Raw genomic sequence first — 20,081 nt, 5'->3', positions numbered from 1 at the left:
TTGAAGATCGCAAAAGCATTGCTCGGCATCGGGCTTGCATCCGGGCTATTAATGGGATGCGGAAACAATAACGGCGCCGGCGACAATAACGGCAACCGCAACAATGCACGGCCTGTACGCTATAACGACACAGCCGACAATAATGATGTGCGTTACAATAACGTCCGTTACAATACAGGAAGAACAGACGGCAATAATGGCGCCGATTTGACGAACAATAATGGCAACGGCAACAACAATAATAACAACAACGATGTCCGGGTGGCCAACCGTATTGCGCGCAGCATTGAGGATTTAAAAGAGGTGGCACAAGCGTTCGTCATCGTCACGAATGACAATGCCTATGTGGCTGTCTTGCTGGAAAGGAACCAAAACAACGACAAACTTGACAAGAAATTGAAAAACAAAATTTCAAAAGTCGTCAAGCAAACCGATCCATCAATCAATGATGTGTACATTTCCGAAAACCCGGATTTCTTTGACCAGATGAGTGATTACGTCAACGACATCCGGAACGGCCGCCCGATTTCAGGATTTTTTAACCAGTTTAACGATACCATCCAGCGTGTCTTTCCGAATGGATCAAGATAAGTAAAAAAGGGCTGCATCACGCGTGATGCGCCCTTTTTTGCCATCCCGGCTTTATTTTGGCAGCGGAAATTCGCTTCCGACTTTGTACTGCCCGTCGAGCACTAAGATGCCCTTTTTCTGCGGCGCATTCGGGAGCCCGAGTTCACGCGCCGAGCAGATCATGCCGCTTGAAGCCACACCGCGCAGGACAGCATCTTTAATGATCATCCCGTTCGGCATCACAGCGCCTGTTTTTGCAACCACTACTTTTTGCCCGGCTTCCACATTCGGCGCGCCGCAGACAATTTGCAATGTCTCAGTGCCGGTGTCAACCTGGCAAATGCTTAAATGGTCGGAATCCGGGTGCTTTTCCTTTTCTTTTACATACCCGACAACGAATTTCGGGGAAAGATCGGCGTCAAGTTTTTCATTGAACCCGTTTTCGGCGAGAATTCCGTTCAGCTTGTCGAGCAAAGCTTCCGTCAGTTTCACGGGTCCGCTTCCTTCAAACCCCCCGTACCGGGATGCTTCGAAAATATTGAACCCGGCTGTTTCTTTTGTCTTTTCATCATAAATGCGGGCGACAGTGCCCCTCTTTTCATAAGCGGCATGCTCCGCCTCTTTGATCATGACAATCAATGTATCGCCGATGCCTTCGCGGTTGTAAAAAACATTCATAAACGTACTCCTTTCAAGATTTCCGGTTTTTGCCCAAAATAAAGACCGGCTCCAGTTCGCCGTCCTGATATAAAAATGAGAGGGCTGTAATCGGCACATGGCCGTTTGCAAAAAAATTCATCGCCATTTGCGCGATTATATCATAACCTGTTGCATTGCGGATGTCACCTATAATGAAAACATCCTGATGGGGAACGGCGAGGACCATCTCCCCTTCCGTTTTTACAGACATTTCCTGCAAAAACTTTTCATTTAAAATCCGGCTCGCATCATAGCCGTCATTCGTATTTAAAAAATAAAAATCATTCCCGGCGACAGTGTCTTTTTTCATTTTCGTGGAAAGCGACCGCAAATTAAACCGCGCCGTTTCCCGGACATGTTCCGGGCTCCATCCTTCCCGCTCCAGCATTTGAAAATCGATCAGCCTGTACGTATTCCCGAGGTCGAGCGCGTAATAAATGCGCGTCTCCGCCGTGTGCGCATCCGTTAAAAAAGGGATGCCTCCCGGGGCTTCTGCCGGAAAAGAAGTAGACCGGATCACAGGAAAAATACTTTTTTCCCGGCCATGCAGTGAATGGTTTTTCCCCATCACGCCGAGCGCTTCTTCCGCATAATAGACAACTTCTTCAATCGCTTCTTCTTTTTGGGAGACCCATTTGGCGGCAATCTCCGGCAGGGAAATATTGAGTCCCTGATGCGTGTCTTCATTTTCGACCCGGAGTATATCTTTTTCACGGTCATAGGAAAAAATGCGGCCTTTTTTCTCCAGCCTTTTTTCCAGTTCCCGCCTTAATTGTTTCGTATCCATTTTCCGGCTGGCACCTCCTTTATCGCCGGCTACGGAAAAATCCCCCATCCGCAAAGAGGGGGAAATCCGGCCTGCTTTTTGTCTTTCCTGAAAATATGCGCGTGCATTCGGGTGATGCCACGTTCCATGCGGCATGGGCATCGATGATTCAGGCAAGGCTTTCGATGAATTTTTCGACTTCTTCTTTTGTTTTCCGGTCTTTGCTGACGAAACGGCCGATTTCTTTGCCGTCCCGGAATGCGACAAAACTCGGGATGCCATATACATCGAGATCCGCGCATAAATCCAAAAATTTGTCGCGGTCAACATGGACAAAAGTATAATCGCTGTATGCTTCTTCAATTTCCGGCATAAACGGGTCTAAAAAGCGGCAGTCCGGGCACCAGTCCGCTGAGAACAAAAAAATGTGCGCCCCGTTTTCTTTCAAGTTTTTAAAATCTTCCATTGATTGCAATTCCTGCATGGTTAACCCTCCAGTTTCTGTTTCTGCTTTTTATTATACCGTAACGGCAGAGCTGTTTCATTTTTCATCACCCGGCTTTCCCGGTATAATGAAAGTTGATCAGTTTGCGGGAAATGGATTTTTTTACATAAGGGGTAGACTTCATGACCATTTTAATTGTAGATGACCATAAAGTAAATTTATTTGTCATAGAAAAAATTTTAAAAAATGCCGGATATGATCAATATATATCTTTCACTTCGGCTAAAGAATTATTCGCTTATTTGCATCTGGGTGAGGAACATGCTCCAAAATCACCTGCCGACTGCATTCTGATGGATATTATGATGCCCGAAATTGACGGGATTGAAGCGTGCCGGATGCTGCAGCAGTCGCCGCGTTTCCGTGATATTCCCGTCATTTTCCTGACCGCGCTTGATGATGCCCGGAAGCTGGCGGAAGCGTTAAACGCCGGGGGAATCGATTATATTACAAAGCCGATCAACAAAGTCGAGCTGATCGCCCGCCTTAAAGTGGCACTGCGTCTGAAAGAGGAGAAAGACTGGCATACGGAACAGGAGAAACATTTAAAAGACGAGCTCGATCTTGCAATGCAGGTTCAGCGTACGCTTTTGAGCGAACCGATCAAAGAAAACTGCCTTTCCATTACATCTTCTTACAAACCGGCACATCAATTGGCCGGTGATCTTTATTACTGGTATAAAATAGATGACCACCGATACAGCCTCATGCTACTCGATGTGATGGGGCACGGCATTTCGGCATCGCTCGTCTGCATGTTTATTTCTTCCAAATTAAGGGATTTAATGCAAAGCAAGGCAGACCCTGAAACAGTGATGCAGGAATTAAACGAACTGATGCGTTACTTGAATAAAGACGGCGGGATGCAGCATTATTTTACGGCGATCTACCTTGTGCTTGACTGTGCCGGCAAAACGGTTGAATATGTGAATGCCGGCCACCCGCCCGCTTTTGCCCTCGTGGATGAAAAGGAAGTCGTGCCGCTTTCGGAAGGCGGATGTGCTGTCGGCTTCTTCCCGCAATTGGAAGTGGAAAAGCAGGTGCTCCGTTACCATGAAAGCCTGCAGCTCCTTTTATTTACAGACGGCGTAATGGAAGCACTCGATTCGGACAGCCGCGACGGCCTGAACATCCTGCAGCAGCTCGCCTCGTCCGCCTGGTCTCCGGAAAAGGCGGCTGCCCCCCTGGATGCCGTCCTTGCCAAAGAACTGCAGGAACAGCAGCTGGATGATATGTGTGTTGTGCTCGTTCAGGCAAATTGAGTATAGTTCCATCAGCCATTTTCTCCATAGGACGGATGTGTCGGGCCCGTTCAGGCTCCTTGCGCAGATGCCGTAAAAAAACGGCCGGTTCCATTCAGCACGCACTGTTTTGCTTAAAAACGGAAAATCAGGCTTTTTCTGTGCGATGCAGCTTTCCGCGCGCTTATATCACTTGCAATGGATCCGGCTATTTGCCGGATCCATTGCAATGAAAAACGGCGGGGTCATATTGCCCCGCCGTTTTTTGCAAATGGATTATGCTTTTTTTCGGTAAATTTTTTCATCTCTGTCAAAAACCTCATACTTTCCTTCCGTATCAATCGTCAGCACGGTTTCTTTATGGCCGAGCCCTAAAAATCCCCGGTTCGTTAAGCTTTCATCAAATAATCGCAAAACTTTTTTTTGAAGGTTTTGGTCAAAATAGATCATCACGTTCCGGCAAATAATGGCATGGAACTCATTAAACGAACCGTCCGTGACAAGATTGTGCTGGGCAAAGACGATATTGTCCGCAAGGCTCTTGTTGAAATAGGCATGCTGGGCATCCGCCGTGTAATAATAGGAAAATTCACGTTTCCCACCTGCCTGGAAATAATTTTTTGTATATGTCTGCATTTTATGAAGCGAAAAGGCGCCGCTTTCCGCCTGGCGCAGCACCCGTTCATTCATGTCGGTTGCATAAATTCTCGTTTTTTCGCGCAGCCCCTCTTCGTCCAAAAGAATGGCCATCGAGTAGGCTTCTTCACCAGAGGAGCAGCCTGCATGCCAGATCCGGATTTCCGGGTACTGCCTTAATTCCGGGACGACTTTTTCACGGAAGGCGGCAAAAAAGTCCGGATCCCGGAACATTTCTGTCACTTGAATGGACAAATCGTTTAGCAACACTTCAAGGAATTCGGGTTCATGGATCACCCTTTCGATCAGCGCACTGATGCTCGGGAGATTTTCGAGCCGCATCCGGTGCGTAACCCGCCTTTCAATGGAAGAACGGGCATACTGGCGGAAATCATAGCCTGATATCCGGTAAATGGCAAATAGCAGCATATCCATTTCAAGCTTCCTGATGTCATCATCCGTTAGTTGGTTTTTTTTCACGCTTTTTGCACTCCATCATCCTAAAGTTTGGGCTTATTGAATTGTGGAAGGAAGCATCCATTCCGGACAGGCGGCTAAGAAAGCAACGAAATTTTTCGGGCTTCCTTCACTAAAAAAGCATTCCTGCGGGAAGAAACCACGCTAAATTGCGGCCTCCCTTTACATAGAACAATCCTCGTGAGGAATCCCTTTATCCCCTACTTACAGCATGCTTTTTCACGTGCTTCCTTCCCTCAGCCTGCCATTATTCTTGCGGCAGCCATACCCGCATGACAGATAGCAGCTGGTCCATCTTCAGCGGCTTGCTGATATAATCTGTTGCGCCGGCATCCAGGCATTTTTGCCGGTCGCCTTTCATCGCTTTTGCTGTCAGGGCGATGATGGGCAAATCCGAAAAATTTTCGTTCGCCCGTATTTTTTGCATCGTTTCATAACCGTCCATGCCCGGCATCATAATATCCATGAGGACAATGTCGACCTCTTTGTGAAGGCCCAGCATATCCAGGCATTCGAAGCCGTTTTGCGACACAAGCACTTTCATGCCTTCTTTTGACAGCGCCTTTTTCAGTGCATAAATATTCCGGTTGTCATCGTCACAAATCAGCACGGTTTTATTCCGGAACGCCCGGCCGGCTGATTCTTCTTCGCCCAGCTGCTGATCCTCTTCATACAGCAATGCCGGCGCTGCTTCGCTTTCCGGCGCGGGCACTTCTTCCGTAGCGGCTATCCCGTTCGGCAGGCTTGGAATATACAAAATGAACGTGCTGCCTTTTCCGACGGTGCTGTCGAGACGGATCGTGCCGCCAAGCAAGCGGGCAAATTCGCGGCAAATGGACAAACCAAGTCCCGTGCCGCCGTATTTCCGGCCGGTTGCGCCGTCCCCTTGCTGGAAGGCTTCGAAAATGAGATCCTGTTTCTTTTCCGGAATGCCGATCCCCGTGTCTTGCACAGCCACTTCCAGCCAAAAATCTGCGCCTTCTGTTTTCACGTATTTTCCGGCTGTTTCTGCACCCACTTTGCGCATCCGGAACGTTACCGAACCATTTTCCGTAAATTTGACGGCATTTGAAAGCAGATTCTTCACGATTTGTTGGAAACGGCGCTGGTCGGTATAAATCAAATCCGGCAAATGATCATCTACATCAATCTTCAGTTCAAGCCCCTTTTGCTCTGCCAAATAAGCAAACTGGTTGCCGACATACACCGGCAATTCACGGGTATTCATCTCTTCAATAACCATTTCCATCTTGCCGGCTTCCACTTTGGACAAGTCAAGTATATCGTTAATTAAATTGAGCAGATCGCTACCGGATGAATGGATCACACGGGCAAATTCTTTCTGCTCTTCGGTCAGATTGCCCTCTTCCGATTCATCCGCAAGCATTTCGGAAAGAAGCAGAATGCTGTTGAGCGGCGTCCGCAGTTCATGCGACATATTCGCAAGAAATTCAGATTTATACTGCGAGCTCTGGATAAGCTGCTCTGCTTTTTCTTCCAGCTGCTGCTTTGTTTTTTCCAGTTCATGCGCTCTTTTTTCCGCTTCTTTCGTCCGTTCCTCAAGCTGTTCATTGATCATGCGCAATTCTTCAGACTGCGACTGCAATTCCTCCGATTGGGCCTGCAGCTCTTCCGATTGCGATTGCAATTCCTCCGATTGGGCCTGCAGCTCCTCCGTCATCATTTGCGATTCTTTCAGGAGCCGCTCGACCTCCATTCTGCTCAGGACACTGTTAATCGCCATCCCGAGTGTATGGTTAATTTGCTTAATGAGCTCAAGCTCAGCCGGCGTAAACTCCTCCAGGCTTGCCAGTTCCAAAACCGCCAGCACTTCTTCTTCATAAATAACAGGCGCGATCAAAATGCTGCGCGGTTTCGCTTCACCTAACCCGGTCGAAATGAGCGAATAATTTTCGGGAACATCGGTAATGACCCGGCTCTCTTTTTCCAGTGCACACTGGCCGGCCAGCCCCTCCCCGTATGAAAATGTTTCGCGGCCCGGATTTCCGCGGTCTTCCGCATAAGCGGCAATTTTAACAAACTCGGCTTTTGTTTTTTCTCCTCTTTTCAAGTAGAAGGCACCCATCGAGGCTGCCATAACAGGTACGGCTTTTTGAATAAACCGTTCCGCCAGCGTGTTGATATGGGTAATATTCTGGTACATCGTCGCCATTTCGGCAAGCGTCGTCTGCATCCAGTTTCTTTCCGATATTTGTTCGATATAATTTTTTTCTTTCTGGCTTGCCTGTTCAAGCGATGCGGCCATCCGGTTAAAAGCCGCGGCGATTTCTCCGATCTCATCCTCTGTCTTCACATCCACCCGCGGCAGTGACGTAAGGTCATCGTAATTGATATGCGCCATTACTTTTGAGATGTTGTTTAAGCTTTTCCCCGTTCCCGATACAATCCAGTAAGCAATAAACAGCATAACAGCAATCATCAGCCCGGAAGAAACGACAATCATCTGCAGCAAGTTTTTTTCCAGCTGGCTGGCATTTTTCATTGCTTTCGACATCAAGTTTTCCTGGAATTTTTTAAAATCGGTAATGTATGCCGTTAAATGGCTCCGCTTCGTTTGATAGTCGGAAATCACCCCGGACGGCACCGTTTTATTGTGCCGTGCATCATTGATAATCGTTTCTTCCGTTTCCGTATAGGAAGCAAATTCATTTTGGAGCTTTGCCAAAATATTCTTTGCCTGGCTATGGTTTAATATATTGTCTAGCTGGTTCAGCCTTGATTCGATTTTTGCACGGTTAGCCGTAATATTTTGAATGGCGGTTTCCGTGTCGCTTGCTTTTTCATCATTGATAATGGCTAAAAGTTCCCGGTCGGACTGCGAAAACAGCAGCTGGATCTCCGTTGCCATTTTTACTTTCATATAGCGGTCCTGCACGATTTCAGACATGTTTTTTTTCATATGGTTCATGGAAACGAGCATGACGACAGCCGTGACAAGCATAAAAGCGAGTATCACGCCGAACCCTGCATACTGTTTTTTCTTAAAGCCCATGCTTTCTTCCCCCTGTTTTTCCATCTGCCGGATATATCAACACTTCTCAAGCCAAGTGATGAAGCCATTGAAGCTTATACTCTATTCCCGATTTTCCAACATATTATACCACCAATTTGTGGCAAATTTGTTACAAAACGCTGTCCCCCGCAAAACCGGACGTTTTTCCCGGGACAAAAGCCTGTGGACGTTGCAAAGAAATGTCTGTGTGGTAAAATTTTTCTCGAAAGGCAGAAGTGTTGGCGCGGAAAAAGAAGCGACCGATCTGAAAAAGCTGGTTTATTCAAATTTTCCGATCGTTATCTTTCTTTGCTTTTTCAGTGTATAATGATAGCTAAGTGAAATATTAGATGCACTAAATAATGAAAGGGTGGGCACTTATGAATTGGAAAACTTTTATAGCCGGAATTGCAGTGGGCGCAGCCGCAGGGTATGCCGTAAATGAAACATTGCACCATACCGTTAACGTATCCGCAGAAACCGTTCTTGCAAAGGTCAAGAAAGCGTTTAAAGAAAACGGGCCGATTGACGGTTCCTGGATTCAAATGACAGCGGAAGATTATGAAAAATATCCGTTTAAAACGAGGGTTTATAAGGGCGGGGTTTCGCTTACAAAAGACGGGGAGAAGAAGCAGTACGAGTTTATTGCTGACTCCAAAACCGGCACCGTCCTCGATGTCTATCCGATTTAACGGAAAAGCAGATCTGTAAGGACCGGTTTTGTAAACCGGCTTGTGCCGGATGGCTGGAAAAGCAGCATCCTTTTAGGGCTGGCTTTTCATGCCGGCTCTATGCGCACGGGTTTCTTAATTTAAACCCGGCTCTGTTCCGGATATCCCGGTTTAGGGCTGGTTTTTCATGCCGGCTCTGTACCGGACAGTAAGCAGAATCGGTTTAAGGGCGGGGGTTCATGCCGCCCTTCTCAATACCGGCCAGTTTAGCAGGAAGCCGCAGGGGGTTATGGCCATGCAAGAAAAATATGTGCATAGATCGTTTTCCATACGCGGCAGTAAAAAACGGCGGACCTTTTGTTCACCGTTTTTTTGCTGCTTTATACGGGCGTTTTTTCACGCTCCACTTTTTCTGCCATATTCCCGTCCGTATCCCACTTCAGCGCCCGGTAGACAGCGTCGTGGTAAAATACAAACCAGGCATTGTCCCGGATCGCCTCTTCAATCCATTTCTGTTTTTGAAAAATGGAGGTCATAGGGTAATCATCATAAGCCATCACCCAAAGCGGGTTGCGGTGCGCATGCGTCGGCAAAAGATCTGCCATATGGATCCATTTTTCGCCGCCGGACTCCGCCATGACAATCGCATGCCCGTCACTGTGCCCGCCTGTATGTACCATCCGGACTTTGCCTTCAATAGTAACTTCTTCTTTAAACGTTTGTACCTGATGCTGGATCGCTTCCCAGTTTTCCTTCCAATACGTGCTTTTTGAACGGATATTCGGGTGGCGCATTTCGTCCCATTCCGTTTCAGATACATAGATGGCCGCATTTGGAAATGAAGGGACATATCCCTTTGTATCATCCGGCATGGTCAGGCCGCATGCATGGTCAAAATGCAAGTGCGTCATCAGGACAATGTCGATATTCTCACGTGTCAGCCCGAATGCGCTTAATGCGCGCTCAATCTGCGACTCCTCTGTGACGCCGTAATTCCGCTTCTGCTTGTCTGTCAGTTTTCCGTTCCCAATGCCGGACTCAATGAGGATGTTTTTCCCGTTCAGCTGAAAAAATATCGGGTCTGTCCGAAGTTCGATCTGGTTTTTTTCATTGTATGGATATTTCCGCGACCAAAGCGGTTTCGGGACAACGCCGAACATTGCCCCGCCGTCCAGATGCGTGACGCCGCCATCGAGCCAGTAAAGGGTCATTTCACCGACTGTTAAATGTTCCATTCTTTTCCCTCCTGTAATCGATTTCATTTAAAAGGATTCGCTGCCATTTCCCATTTTCCTGCCTGTGCCGCGACGAAAAAAGGCAATGCTCCCTGCTCGCTTTGCCCTTGTGGTTTTTCCCAGCCAGTTCCGTAATGCCAAAAACTGAAAATGCTGTTGCGTTTACCCCAGCCTGCTGCACGGTGCAAAAAACTGAAAATGCCATTGCGTTTTCCCAGCCTGTTCCTCGTGCAAAAAATTGAAAATAACGTTGCGTTTTTCCCTGCCGCGATGCAAAAAAAAGCGCCCGGCGCACTGCCATTATCCTTGCAGTGCGCCGGGCGCGTTGCGGTATTTTGCCTCACAGCGGTAAATGCGCTGCCCTTGTGCGGAAAACTTTTCTTCATATTCCGTCATGACATTGCCGGAAAAATCACTGCGATGCAAATCAAGGCTGATATTTTTTAACAGCAGGCCATATTCAGAAAAACTTTGCAGCGAGTATTCGAACAGGCCCTGGTTGTCGGTTTTTAAATGAATTTCCCCGCCGTCCGCCAAAATGTCTTCATAAAGCTGCAAAAAAGTGCGGTATGTGAGCCGCCGTTTTTCATGGCGATTTTTCGGCCACGGGTCGGAAAAATTCAAATAAATCCGTCCGACATCGCCTTTTGCAAAAAATTCCCGCAACCGTGCACCGTCTGCATTCAACAGTTTTACATTCGGGCTGTTCTTTTCAATCAGCTTATCGAGCGCAGACACGATCACGCTCGGCTGTTTTTCGATCCCGAGAAAATTGATTTCGGGATGCTGTTCCGCCATTTCGGAAATGAACCGGCCTTTCCCTGTTCCGATTTCAATATGGAGCGGGTTGCCGTTTCCAAACAGCGCTTGCCAATGGCCGCGCCATTTTTCCGGGTCCGGTACGACGAATTGCGGGTACTTCTTTAATTTTTCTTCCGCCCACGGCTTATTCCGTAATCTCATAAAAACACCCCAACTTATATTTTTTGGCAAAAGCCAGGCCTGCCTGCATAAAAAAAGAGGCAGGTTAAACAATAGAGTATGTATGGAGGCACCGGCGCAAGACCTTCATGCACATGTCAACAGCTGCATATCTCAAGTGAAGGATGTGTTCCACTTGGCACTCAGCCATCGCGACCAGTTAACCTTATTGATGGATATTTTGTACGATCATCAAACAGAATGCTGCGGATCTGTTTCAGAATGTGAACAATTGGAAAGGCTGGTCAAATCATTGCTCGTCAATCCGGCTGTCGCAAATGATATGAAACAAACGCTGACAGATGTTTACAGCTACAGCCAGGCGGGAAAATATGCACAGCATTTGGACGACCATATTGAAGCCCACCAAAACAAGCTTGAGGAATGGGTTGACCAGCTGAACACCTATTTTTAAAGAATGAGGAGCGGCAAAAAGAAGAGAAACCATCACCCGGTTTCTCTTCTTTTTCATTCGAAACCGGAAACACCAGGCACTCTTTTTTCGAAAGCAATAAGCCCGCAGCCAGCGTTCTCTAAAGCCCCTGTAAAAGCAGTCCCGGGCAAACGCGGATGAGCCTTCTCTTATTTTTTCACGCCGCCATGCACACTCTGCAAAAAATCAAGCCAGTGCTGCATTTCTTCGTACCGGCCTTTTTCTTTATGCCAGCAAATCATTACGATCGCCTGGTAAATGGTGTGCCATTTCATCCGGAGCGCCAGGCTTTCGGTCATTTCCGTGCCGTATTGGCGCAGCCACCTTCCCCAATTTTCGGGCGGAATGTAGGCGTACAGAAGCATGCCGATGTCCATTGCCGGATCGCCGATCAGCGGGCCGTCCCAATCGATCAGAAACAATTCATTTTCGTTTGATAAAAGCCAGTTATTATGATTGATATCGCCATGGCAGACGACACAATCTCCGTATGCAACGTTCGGCTGTTCGCGTTTGAGAAATTCAAGGGCATCCAAAACACCCGGTGTATCGGGCCATTCCCCTTTTGCGCCGGATTTGAGATCATGCAGCATGCTTTCAGGCTCCATCGATTCCAGCCCGAGCCTTTGCAGCATCGTTAAAAGCGGTTTTGAGTCGTGAATTTTTTTCAGCATCCTAGCAACGCGTTCTTCTTCCATTTCGTAAGGCTTTAGTTCCCTGCCCTCCACCCACTGCTGGGCAGTGATGGTGTCGCCGTTTTCAAGCCTTTTCGTCCAGACAAGCTTCGGGACAATGCCTTCAGCGGATAACACGGCCAGAAACGGCGATGAATTCCGTTTTAAAAAGAGGGATTGTTCCTGGTATTTGGCATAGAAGGCTTCTCCTGTCGCCCCCCCTGCCGGCATGATCTCCCAGCCTTTTCCTAATATATCTTCCAACATGTTCACCTTCAAATTCAGTAAGTCAACCTCACATCGATGAAAAAACAGCGATATAAAATGGACGAAACTTTGCGTCCCTGTTATAAAGCCGGGAAAAGCAGGATTTGTAAAAAAGTAAAAAATGCCATTCCATTTTACACAAAATATTGGCGCAGATTTTTCATGTTTGTTGAAAAATCCTCAGCTGCCGGTTTTTTCACGGCAAACGGAGACAAAAACAAAAAAAGACAGCTATTGGCAAGTATCATTCACAATAGCCACCTTTCAGTAAATTTTATCGCTTTTTGACTTTTTTCGTCAAGCGCAATTTTGGTTTGGCACGGGCCCGGGTTTCCCGAAAGTGTTGAAATGCCGGTAAGGCGGCTTTTTTGTATGCCAAAAATTTTCCAATGCTGCAGATAAAATTTTTACAAGGGACAACCCGCTTTATTCCCCGCCCCCGCCACGGGCAGCCCCGCTGTTTCCGGAACTTGTATTTGTAGCCAGGCATTCGTTAAGCAGCACTTGCGCCGCCTTCAGCTGCATATATTTAAACGGCGAGCGCAAATTCCGCTGATGCCGGAACCATTCGGCATGCGGGCGTTTGTCAAGAATATGGAGGCCGTCCGGCGCATCCGGCCATTGGATAAACCCGTTCCGGCAAATGAGCGCCCTTTCGACCGGAAACGTGATATCATGCCGTTTCAGGATGCTGCGCACGATTTTTTCCGTCCGCGCGAGGGCAATGGCCGGATTTAAAATCTTTTCTTCGTTCCTGGCTGTCCGCTTCTTCCAGAAACGGCCGTTCGACCCGAAAAAGACGGCATCTTTTTCTTTTTCCACAAAGGCAATACACCACACTGCCATTGGCGAAATCAAAAGATGTTCCATTTCCAAGACGGCTTTTTTGAAGGAAAGAACCGGCCGGTACATCAATAAAAATGTATCCGGAAATCTTTGCAAAAAGTATTTTAAATCCGGGTCAAAATAAAGGACAGCCGGGATTTCGGACTGTTGCAGCAAAGTGGAACTGGCCCATTTCAGCTGGAAACGGAACAGCTGGTCGAGAAATAATTTTTTTAACTGGTCTTCCGTCTCCGGCAAAAAGGCAAGCTGCGGGGCAAAATCCAATTCCCCGGGAGGCGCGGGGGAAACCGGCGCGGCCTGCTCCTCTGTTTCGGCCGTATCTTTTCTTTTTAGCCAGTGTTTCATGCGGGAAAGGACCTGGCGCGATTCTTCCGGCGCAGGCGCTTCCTCTTCTTCCTCCGGCCCGTTTTCCCAGTTTTCCCGGAATTTTTCCCACTGTTGTTTTTTCAGCCGGATAAACTGGTTGGTGTAACGGATTAAGTCTGTTTCATAACGTGATACAAAGTCTTGCATTTTTAATAACTGTCCCATTTTCCTTTTCCCTTACTTCAAATTCTGTGCATCAGCCAGCCTGAAAGACTGCACGATTTCGTATTTTGGCGTTTTATGGAGATTCGTCCGGTAGAGCACGATCCGGTCTGCCGAAAAAGGCACCGGTTCAGGCAAATACCTGTCCAGCATGCCGGCAGCAAAAGGCCTGTCGCCGCCCCATTTCCGCGCCAGCGTAATATGCGGGTGAAACGGTCTTCGATCAAGTGAAAATCCTGCTTCAAGGCAACAGCCGGCCACCATTCTTTCGAGATCAAAAAGCGGCTGCGATTCCTGTATGCCTGCCCAGAGCACGCGCGGTTGTTCTTTTTTTCCAAAAGTGCCGAAGTGGTCGAACACAAGCGGCAGCACGCGGAATGTGCTGATTTTATCTGCAATCAGCCGGTTCGCTTTTTCCAATTGCGCCTCTTCTGCCGCTCCCAAAAAAGCAAGGGTAATATGGGCATCATCGCGGTGCACCCATCGCTGGAACGGCAGGCTGCTTTTCATGCCGGCAGTTGCCTGCTGCAATTTTTGTTTGAGCGCTTCCGGCAGCATGACGGCATAAAAATAATGGTTTGCCATCGCTTTTTTCACCCCTGTCCATCATGGTTTTGTGTTTATTTTAACAAAAACCGCCCTGCTGGTATACTGTGCAAAACTTGGTTTCTGCCATTTTCCATGTTTTTATTTTTCAAAATCGGGTATATAAATATGTTAAGGGGGGGAGCTGGAGTGAAGATTGGCGACCATGTCATGTACAAAGGAGAGAATTGTGAAATCGTATTTATTTACAAAAGCGGGTATTGTGAACTGAAAAAGCCGTTTCTTCATCAGATTGTGCTTGCCCGCATGTCGGAGCTTGAACCGGCAGGAGAAGAAGAGGCCAGGCTCCAAAAATAGCAGGGGCTTCCTTTAACCGTTTCTCCGGCTAAAGGAATGCCCCTTCTTTTAGTTTGGCGCCCCCGGAACCGCTTGAGCCGAAAGGGCATGAATCTCCCTATCAAAAGCATGCTGCAGTTTTAACGTTACCGTGCCCGGTGTTCCGCCTGCAACGGGTTTACCGTCAATGTCCACAACCGGCATCACTTCGGATGTCGTGCTTGTAATCAGGACTTCATCCGCCGTGCACAAATCCTCTACCGTAAATGGCTCTTCCCGAAAAGGAATGCCTTCTTTCCCGCAAATGCCAAAGACCACTTGTCTTGTAATTCCGTTTAAAATGAGGTTCGTTGCCGGGTGTGTCAATAGCACGCCGTCTTTCACAATAAATACATTCGACGATGAACCTTCTGTCACTGTTTCGCCGCGGTGCTGGATTGCCTCATAAGCGCCATTTTCCGCAGCTTTTTGTTTGGCGAGCACATTGCCGAGCAGGTTCAGGCTTTTGATGTCGCAGCGCAGCCAGCGGATGTCTTCCGCAAGCACCGCTTTTACGCCTTTTCTCATTTTTTCCAGCGGCCGTTCCATTTCACTCGTGTATGCAACAAACGTCGTTTCGCTTGTTTCCGGAAAATGGTGTTTCCGTTTTGCGACGCCGCGCGTAAATTGCAAATAGACAATCCCTGTATGGAGCTGGTTTGCCGCAACCAGTGCTTCCAATTGCGCCGTCAGCTGCTTCATTGTATACGGAATGTGGAGCGAAAGTTTTTCCGCGCTTGAATAGAGCCGTTTTAAATGCATTTCGCTTGTAAACAGCCTGCCCCCGTATACGCGGACCACTTCGTAAATGCCATCCCCGAACTGATAACCGCGGTCTTCAATATCAACACTTGCTTCTCCCCTGTCGACCAGGGTGCCGTTTAAAACCAGTTTCTCCATGATGCAACCCCTTTGCCTTTCTTCATTTTATTGCGGCTTTCCCGCCCATTTCTGTGCTTGCTTGCATCCCGCCGGCATTGACGCTCACAGCTGAAGTCACGCGTGCTTCCCGCCCAGTTCATAAATGGACTGTGCATAAATCGCCGTTGCTTTGAGCAAATCTTCCACATACATGTACTCATCTTTTTGGTGCATGACATCTTCGCGTCCCGGGAAAAGCGCCCCAAATGCCACACCTTTTTTAAGGGTACGTGCATATGTACCACCGCCGATTGCCAATAGCTTCGCTTCCTCTCCGGTCTGCTCCTCGTACACTTTCGCAAGCGTCGTAATCAGCGGGTCATTTTTGTCAACATAATGCGGTTTCTGATCGGAAAAATGATCGAAACGCAAGCCGTCTTTTTTTAATTTCGACACAATTTTTGTTTTTCCTGCTTCAAGATCGAAAGTAACGGGATAACGCATATTTAATCCTATGCGGCCGCCTTTTTCCTGATGATAGGACATGATCCCGATATTGATCGTCAATTCCCCGGAAACTTCATCTTTGTACCCGATGCCGAAATATTCACCGCGTGAACGGCCGAAGAACTGGTTGAGCGTTTTGATGAATTTTGCCCCGGCACGGTCAAGCGCCACACTGTTTAAAAATTTTGCCAGATAAAGCCCCGCGTTTTTTCCGTTTTCCGGTTCCGCGCCATGGGCCGAAACGCCTTCCAGCTTTAAAATCAAAACGCCGCCGTCCACGAAATCCTGCCCGGCAAGCCCAGTTTCCTTCTGATAATCCTGGAATTTTTGCAAAAGTTCCGTCTGCTCGCCGTGCGCGACAAGGCGTGCCTCCGCATAGTCCGGCACCATATTGTAGCGGCGCCCCGATTCAAAAGAAAGCAGTTCCGCCTGCTGCGGGTCTTCCGTTTTTTCCGGATCCTGGATAATGTCAAAATCGGCAATCCCTTTTTCCGCATAAATGATCGGGAAGTCGGCATCCGGCGAAAACCCGATGGCCGGCATTTCCTCGTTTGCAAAATAGGCGTCCATGCATCTCCAGTTGCTTTCTTCATCTGTCCCGACAATGAGGCGCACCCTTTTTTCAAGTGGCACCCCGAGTTCTTTTACAATTTTCATGCCGTAATAAGCCGCCATTGTCGGGCCTTTGTCGTCGCTTGAGCCGCGCGCATAAATTTTCCCGTCTTTGACTGTGCCGCTGTACGGGTCAACTGTCCAGCCGTCCCCCTCCGGCACTACATCGACATGCCCGAGGATCCCGAGAATGTCTTCTCCTTCCCCCATTTCAAGGTGGCCGGCGAGATTTTGCACATTTTTCGTTTTGAACCCGTCTTTTTCACCGAGATCGAGCATATATTGGAGCGCCTCCCTGACGCCTTGCCCGAGTGGTGCTTCTTCCGTTGCATTCGCTTCATCGAGAACGCTCCTGATCTGCAAAATCCCTTTCAGATCGCGGATCAAATCCTCTTTCCTTTTTAATACTTCTTCCATCCAGTGGATATCGGCCATTTTTGTCGCTCCTTTATGTTGTCATTCGTTCTTTATTTTACTTCTTTTTCCATTGATTACAAAATGAATTGATATCTTTTGCGGGCGGGGGATGAAAGACAAAACTTTGGCCGGCAAACGGCATTTTGTCCTTCATCGGAGGGATGAAGGACAGAACGTGGTGCCGGAATCGTCGAAATGTCCTTCATTGGCGTGGTGAAGGACAAATCACGAACCGGAAATCAAAATATTGTCCTTCATAACCGCGATGAAAGACAAAACGTGGTGCCTGGACTGCCGAAACGTCCTTCATTGGCGTGGTAAAATCAAAATACCAGCCAATCCGACCTGTCCGATTGGAACGGGCGCCCAAATAGACAAAATTGCCAGTCACTACACACCAATTGTTCCATTAGCACGCCTAATCAGAAAAGCAAACAGCAAAATGTCTTTCATCGGGCTGGCAAAGGCCATACCTTTAGCGGGATTACAGCAACCCAGGGAAAAGGGTGGTGAAAAAAACGCTATCATTAGTGGTTATAAACTTAGCAGGCACAACATATGGTGTAAACAAGAGCTGATATATTTGTCAATTCAGGCAAAAAGATGTACAATATAATTGACTGACATCTTAGAAAAAATTTTAGAAAAAGGAGTTGTCCGAACGGCACGCATATTCCTGTAAGCTAAACACATGTTGTAAAGCTGTTTGTCGTCTTTGTCTTTGGAAAAAAGATGAGGGAGTGGTATTTTGAAACCATCAACAGACCGTATGCTTACTCGTATTAAGTCGATTTATGTGTTTATTAAAGAGAAAGGGACTGTGACAACCCAGGAACTGGTAGATGAGTTCGGCATCACTCCTCGCACCATTCAAAGAGATTTGAATGTGCTGGCATACAACGACTTGGTCAAAAGCACACACAGGGGGATTTGGACAACAACCAGCAAAAAAGTTAAGATGTCATCTTAGAGAAAGAAACAAATTGTTTTTTTGGAAAGCGGCAGCGGAGACATGCAGTGCCGCTTTTGGCATGTTTAAGAGCCTTTTATCCCCGCCATTTTCTTTTACCACAACGCCATCTCACAAGTTAAATGCGCCTCACCCTTATATCCGTTTTGCCTTCCCTGCACCAACTTTTTACCCAAATATGAAATCCTGCCTCCATCTATTAAACCCTGACACCGGGCACCTATCCGCTAAAGTGGGATTCAGCTTTTACTCCCGCTTGAAAACCCGCCTCCACGCATTGAACCCTGACACCGGAAACCTATCCGCTAAAGAGGGGGCAGCTTTTTACGCCCGTTTGTAGCCCACGGCTAAACGGTTGAACAACCGAAAACGGCAGGAAGTCCAGCTTTTTACCGCAGCTTGCAATCCCGCTGTCACGATAAAACAACCAGATACACAACTTTATCCCGCGTCTTGCCCGCAAGCCAGCTTCCTGCCGCACACACCCCGTTTCCTTACCGCATATGCAACCTGGCCTTCACGCGTTGAATCCTTACGCCGAACAGCTTGTCCGCAAGTTTCGATTTCAGGCCAAGGTAGGCATAAACAACCGCACCGGCCGCGGCGCAAATCGTGACAATCAGCAATGCCTGCCACCTTGAAGAAGGCGAAAGCACAAGCGTGAGCCCTTTATATACGGCACCGGTCACCGCCAGCATGACGGCATTAAAAATCAGAATCAAGATCGTGCGCCGGATCACTGTCCGATACGGATAGGCTGCGAAAAGTTTGATCACAATAAAGCTGATCAGAATCGACGCTGTATAACCGATTGCCGTGGCGTAGACTGCGCCGAGAATCCCAAACATTTTGATCAGCGGGATATTCAGGCTTAATTTTAACAAAAGCCCGACGAGCAAGCTTAAAATCGTCCAGCGCTGCTCATTGATCCCCTGCATGATCGCCGCCGTCACGGAATAAAGCGAGAACAAAATAGCAACCGGCGCATAATGCATCAGCACGCTGACCGAGACGGCGTTATCCGTATTATAAAAAATCGCAAAAATAGGCTTGGCCAAAAGCGACATCCCAAGCGCAGCCGGCACCGTAATAAAAAGCAGCACCTGCAATGTCTGGTCAACAGATCGGACGAGCATATCGCGCTCCCTTTTTGCGAAAGCTTCCGTAATCATCGGAACAAGCGTCATGGAAAAGGCGGTCGCAAGGGAGACCGGAATGATGACAAGCTTGTGCGACTGGAAATTCAACATCCCGAGCTGCGTCTGCCACATTTTCCCGAGCCCGACCGCTTCCATACCGCGCTTCACTGTCAGCTGGTCAACCATTTGGTAAAGCGAATTGGCGATCCCGACAAATACAAACGGCAAAGCAGAAAGGATGATTTCTTTATACAGCGTGGGGATCGAAACATGCATTGTGCCTTTGTCCTGTTCAAGCAGCCGGTCAAGATGCGGTTTTCGTTTGAACCAGTACCAAATGAGCACAAACAGGCTCGCCATCCCGCCGACAAAAGCCGCAAATGTTGCCGCACTGATGGCGGACACGATGCTGCCGTGAAGGATATGCAAAATCACGTAAGCACCGATCAGCATAAATAAAATCCGGACAACCTGCTCCACAACCTGGGAAACAGCAGAAGGCCCCATTGACTGGTGCCCCTGGAAAAAACCGCGAATCAGGCTCATCACCGGAATAATGATCAGCGCAAAACTGACCGCCCGGATCACCACCGTCACATCGGCTTTTGAGAAAACCTGCGCTTCCTGCTTGCCGGCCATCGCCAAATCCGTAAAATACGGGGCAAAAACATACATCACAAGAAAGCCGGCAATACCGGTCACAATCATTAAATACATGCTCGACCTGAACAGCTTCCGGCTGACCGCATATTCTTCCAGCGCATTGTATTTTGCCACATATTTTGCGACAGCAAGCGGGACGCCTGCCGTGGAAATGCTGATAAAAATATTGTAAGGGACATATCCGAACTGATAGAGTGCCTCCGGTCCCGATCCGCCGATAATCGCATCAAACGGAATCACATAGAATACCCCGAGAATTTTCGAAATGATCGTCCCAAGTGTTAAAATAAACGTGCCGCGCAATAATTTTGAAGACATAAAATCCCTTCCCGCCCGAAATGATCTTCCGGCCGCCCCTGATGCGGACGGGCCTTTTTTCACACACTATAATGTAGTGTACCGCGAACATACCCGCTTGACAATTTTTTTATGAAGAATTTTTTTCGCGG

At 48.0% G+C, this 20,081-nt stretch carries 20 protein-coding genes; 7 read left to right on the top strand and 13 right to left on the bottom strand.

What is annotated here, in order from left to right; translation table 11 throughout:
* The gene (locus tag IC21_RS08465; RefSeq protein WP_029141447.1) at window positions 1-591 is read left to right on the top strand and encodes a YhcN/YlaJ family sporulation lipoprotein; all 591 of its coding nucleotides are present in this window, start codon (window positions 1-3) and stop codon (window positions 589-591) included.
* A gap of 51 nt (window positions 592-642) precedes the next feature.
* Here the strand turns inward: IC21_RS08465 and ytpR are convergent, their stop codons facing one another.
* The 3 genes from ytpR to IC21_RS08450 all read right to left on the bottom strand — a co-directional run bounded on the left by ytpR (window position 643) and on the right by IC21_RS08450 (window position 2,519).
* Window positions 643-1,248, bottom strand: coding sequence for a YtpR family tRNA-binding protein (gene ytpR, locus IC21_RS08460; protein ID WP_013859985.1), 606 nt, complete (start codon window positions 1,246-1,248; stop codon window positions 643-645).
* 13 nt (window positions 1,249-1,261) lie between these two features.
* Window positions 1,262-2,056 carry a DUF1444 domain-containing protein gene (locus IC21_RS08455; protein ID WP_013859986.1) on the bottom strand — a complete coding sequence of 265 codons (795 nt, stop codon included), beginning with the start codon at window positions 2,054-2,056 and terminating at the stop codon, window positions 1,262-1,264.
* A 148-nt stretch (window positions 2,057-2,204) separates the two neighbouring features.
* Window positions 2,205-2,519 carry a thioredoxin family protein gene (locus IC21_RS08450; RefSeq protein ID WP_013859987.1) on the bottom strand — a complete coding sequence of 105 codons (315 nt, stop codon included), beginning with the start codon at window positions 2,517-2,519 and terminating at the stop codon, window positions 2,205-2,207.
* A 143-nt stretch (window positions 2,520-2,662) separates the two neighbouring features.
* On the opposite strand from IC21_RS08450, the gene IC21_RS08445 reads away from it, so the two are divergent.
* On the top strand, window positions 2,663-3,802 hold the full coding sequence (locus IC21_RS08445; RefSeq protein ID WP_029713761.1) for a SpoIIE family protein phosphatase: 1,140 nt from the start codon (window positions 2,663-2,665) through the stop codon (window positions 3,800-3,802).
* Between the two features lie 255 nt (window positions 3,803-4,057).
* Here the strand turns inward: IC21_RS08445 and IC21_RS08440 are convergent, their stop codons facing one another.
* Window positions 4,058-4,897 (bottom strand): CheR family methyltransferase, encoded by an 840-nt coding sequence (locus IC21_RS08440; protein WP_029141448.1) that lies wholly within the window; start codon window positions 4,895-4,897, stop codon window positions 4,058-4,060.
* Between the two features lie 244 nt (window positions 4,898-5,141).
* Complete coding sequence (locus IC21_RS08435) at window positions 5,142-7,907, bottom strand: hybrid sensor histidine kinase/response regulator (RefSeq protein WP_029141449.1); 2,766 nt, start codon at window positions 7,905-7,907, stop codon at window positions 5,142-5,144.
* Window positions 7,908-8,287: 380 nt separating this feature from the next.
* On the opposite strand from IC21_RS08435, the gene IC21_RS08425 reads away from it, so the two are divergent.
* Window positions 8,288-8,599 (top strand): PepSY domain-containing protein, encoded by a 312-nt coding sequence (locus IC21_RS08425; RefSeq protein ID WP_013859992.1) that lies wholly within the window; start codon window positions 8,288-8,290, stop codon window positions 8,597-8,599.
* Between the two features lie 359 nt (window positions 8,600-8,958).
* Here the strand turns inward: IC21_RS08425 and IC21_RS08420 are convergent, their stop codons facing one another.
* Both IC21_RS08420 and trmB read right to left on the bottom strand, forming a co-directional pair.
* On the bottom strand, window positions 8,959-9,813 hold the full coding sequence (locus IC21_RS08420) for a YtnP family quorum-quenching lactonase (RefSeq protein ID WP_029141450.1): 855 nt from the start codon (window positions 9,811-9,813) through the stop codon (window positions 8,959-8,961).
* Window positions 9,814-10,113: 300 nt separating this feature from the next.
* Window positions 10,114-10,776 carry a tRNA (guanosine(46)-N7)-methyltransferase TrmB gene (gene trmB, locus IC21_RS08410; RefSeq protein ID WP_013859994.1) on the bottom strand — a complete coding sequence of 221 codons (663 nt, stop codon included), beginning with the start codon at window positions 10,774-10,776 and terminating at the stop codon, window positions 10,114-10,116.
* Window positions 10,777-10,930: 154 nt separating this feature from the next.
* Here trmB and IC21_RS08405 point away from each other — a divergent pair, with 154 nt between their 5' ends.
* Window positions 10,931-11,209, top strand: a complete 279-nt coding sequence (locus IC21_RS08405; protein ID WP_029141452.1) for a YtzH-like family protein — start codon at window positions 10,931-10,933, stop codon at window positions 11,207-11,209.
* A gap of 167 nt (window positions 11,210-11,376) precedes the next feature.
* On the opposite strand, the gene IC21_RS08400 is transcribed toward IC21_RS08405, so the two are convergent.
* Window positions 11,377-12,168: a phosphotransferase family protein gene (locus tag IC21_RS08400; RefSeq protein WP_029141453.1), complete on the bottom strand. Its 792-nt coding sequence runs from the start codon at window positions 12,166-12,168 to the stop codon at window positions 11,377-11,379.
* A gap of 57 nt (window positions 12,169-12,225) precedes the next feature.
* On the opposite strand from IC21_RS08400, the gene IC21_RS08395 reads away from it, so the two are divergent.
* On the top strand, window positions 12,226-12,456 hold the full coding sequence (locus tag IC21_RS08395) for a hypothetical protein (protein ID WP_234969432.1): 231 nt from the start codon (window positions 12,226-12,228) through the stop codon (window positions 12,454-12,456).
* Window positions 12,457-12,594: 138 nt separating this feature from the next.
* Here the strand turns inward: IC21_RS08395 and IC21_RS08390 are convergent, their stop codons facing one another.
* Entirely contained in the window at window positions 12,595-13,545 is a 951-nt protein-coding gene (locus tag IC21_RS08390) for an NERD domain-containing protein (protein ID WP_017552524.1), read from the bottom strand.
* A 12-nt stretch (window positions 13,546-13,557) separates the two neighbouring features.
* Complete coding sequence (gene thpR / locus IC21_RS08385) at window positions 13,558-14,127, bottom strand: RNA 2',3'-cyclic phosphodiesterase (RefSeq protein ID WP_029141454.1); 570 nt, start codon at window positions 14,125-14,127, stop codon at window positions 13,558-13,560.
* A gap of 150 nt (window positions 14,128-14,277) precedes the next feature.
* Here thpR and IC21_RS16995 point away from each other — a divergent pair, with 150 nt between their 5' ends.
* Window positions 14,278-14,445, top strand: coding sequence for a hypothetical protein (locus tag IC21_RS16995; protein ID WP_019720672.1), 168 nt, complete (start codon window positions 14,278-14,280; stop codon window positions 14,443-14,445).
* Between the two features lie 48 nt (window positions 14,446-14,493).
* On the opposite strand, the gene dat is transcribed toward IC21_RS16995, so the two are convergent.
* Window positions 14,494-15,363: a D-amino-acid transaminase gene (gene dat / locus IC21_RS08380; RefSeq protein WP_029141455.1), complete on the bottom strand. Its 870-nt coding sequence runs from the start codon at window positions 15,361-15,363 to the stop codon at window positions 14,494-14,496.
* A 96-nt stretch (window positions 15,364-15,459) separates the two neighbouring features.
* A complete protein-coding gene (pepV, locus tag IC21_RS08375) occupies window positions 15,460-16,878 on the bottom strand; it encodes a dipeptidase PepV (protein ID WP_029141456.1) in 1,419 nt (472 codons plus the stop codon).
* Window positions 16,879-17,608: 730 nt separating this feature from the next.
* On the opposite strand from pepV, the gene IC21_RS08365 reads away from it, so the two are divergent.
* The gene (locus tag IC21_RS08365) at window positions 17,609-17,830 is read left to right on the top strand and encodes a DeoR family transcriptional regulator (protein WP_014097668.1); all 222 of its coding nucleotides are present in this window, start codon (window positions 17,609-17,611) and stop codon (window positions 17,828-17,830) included.
* 494 nt (window positions 17,831-18,324) lie between these two features.
* On the opposite strand, the gene IC21_RS08360 is transcribed toward IC21_RS08365, so the two are convergent.
* Complete coding sequence (locus IC21_RS08360) at window positions 18,325-19,950, bottom strand: putative polysaccharide biosynthesis protein (RefSeq protein WP_013860004.1); 1,626 nt, start codon at window positions 19,948-19,950, stop codon at window positions 18,325-18,327.
* Window positions 19,951-20,081 lie beyond the last annotated feature (131 nt).

It is taken from the genome of Heyndrickxia coagulans DSM 1 = ATCC 7050 (assembly GCF_000290615.1).
GTDB lineage: Bacteria > Bacillota > Bacilli > Bacillales > Bacillaceae_C > Weizmannia > Weizmannia coagulans.
Note: the sequence above shows the minus strand (reverse complement) of the source record. Positions and strands in the feature narration are given on the sequence as shown.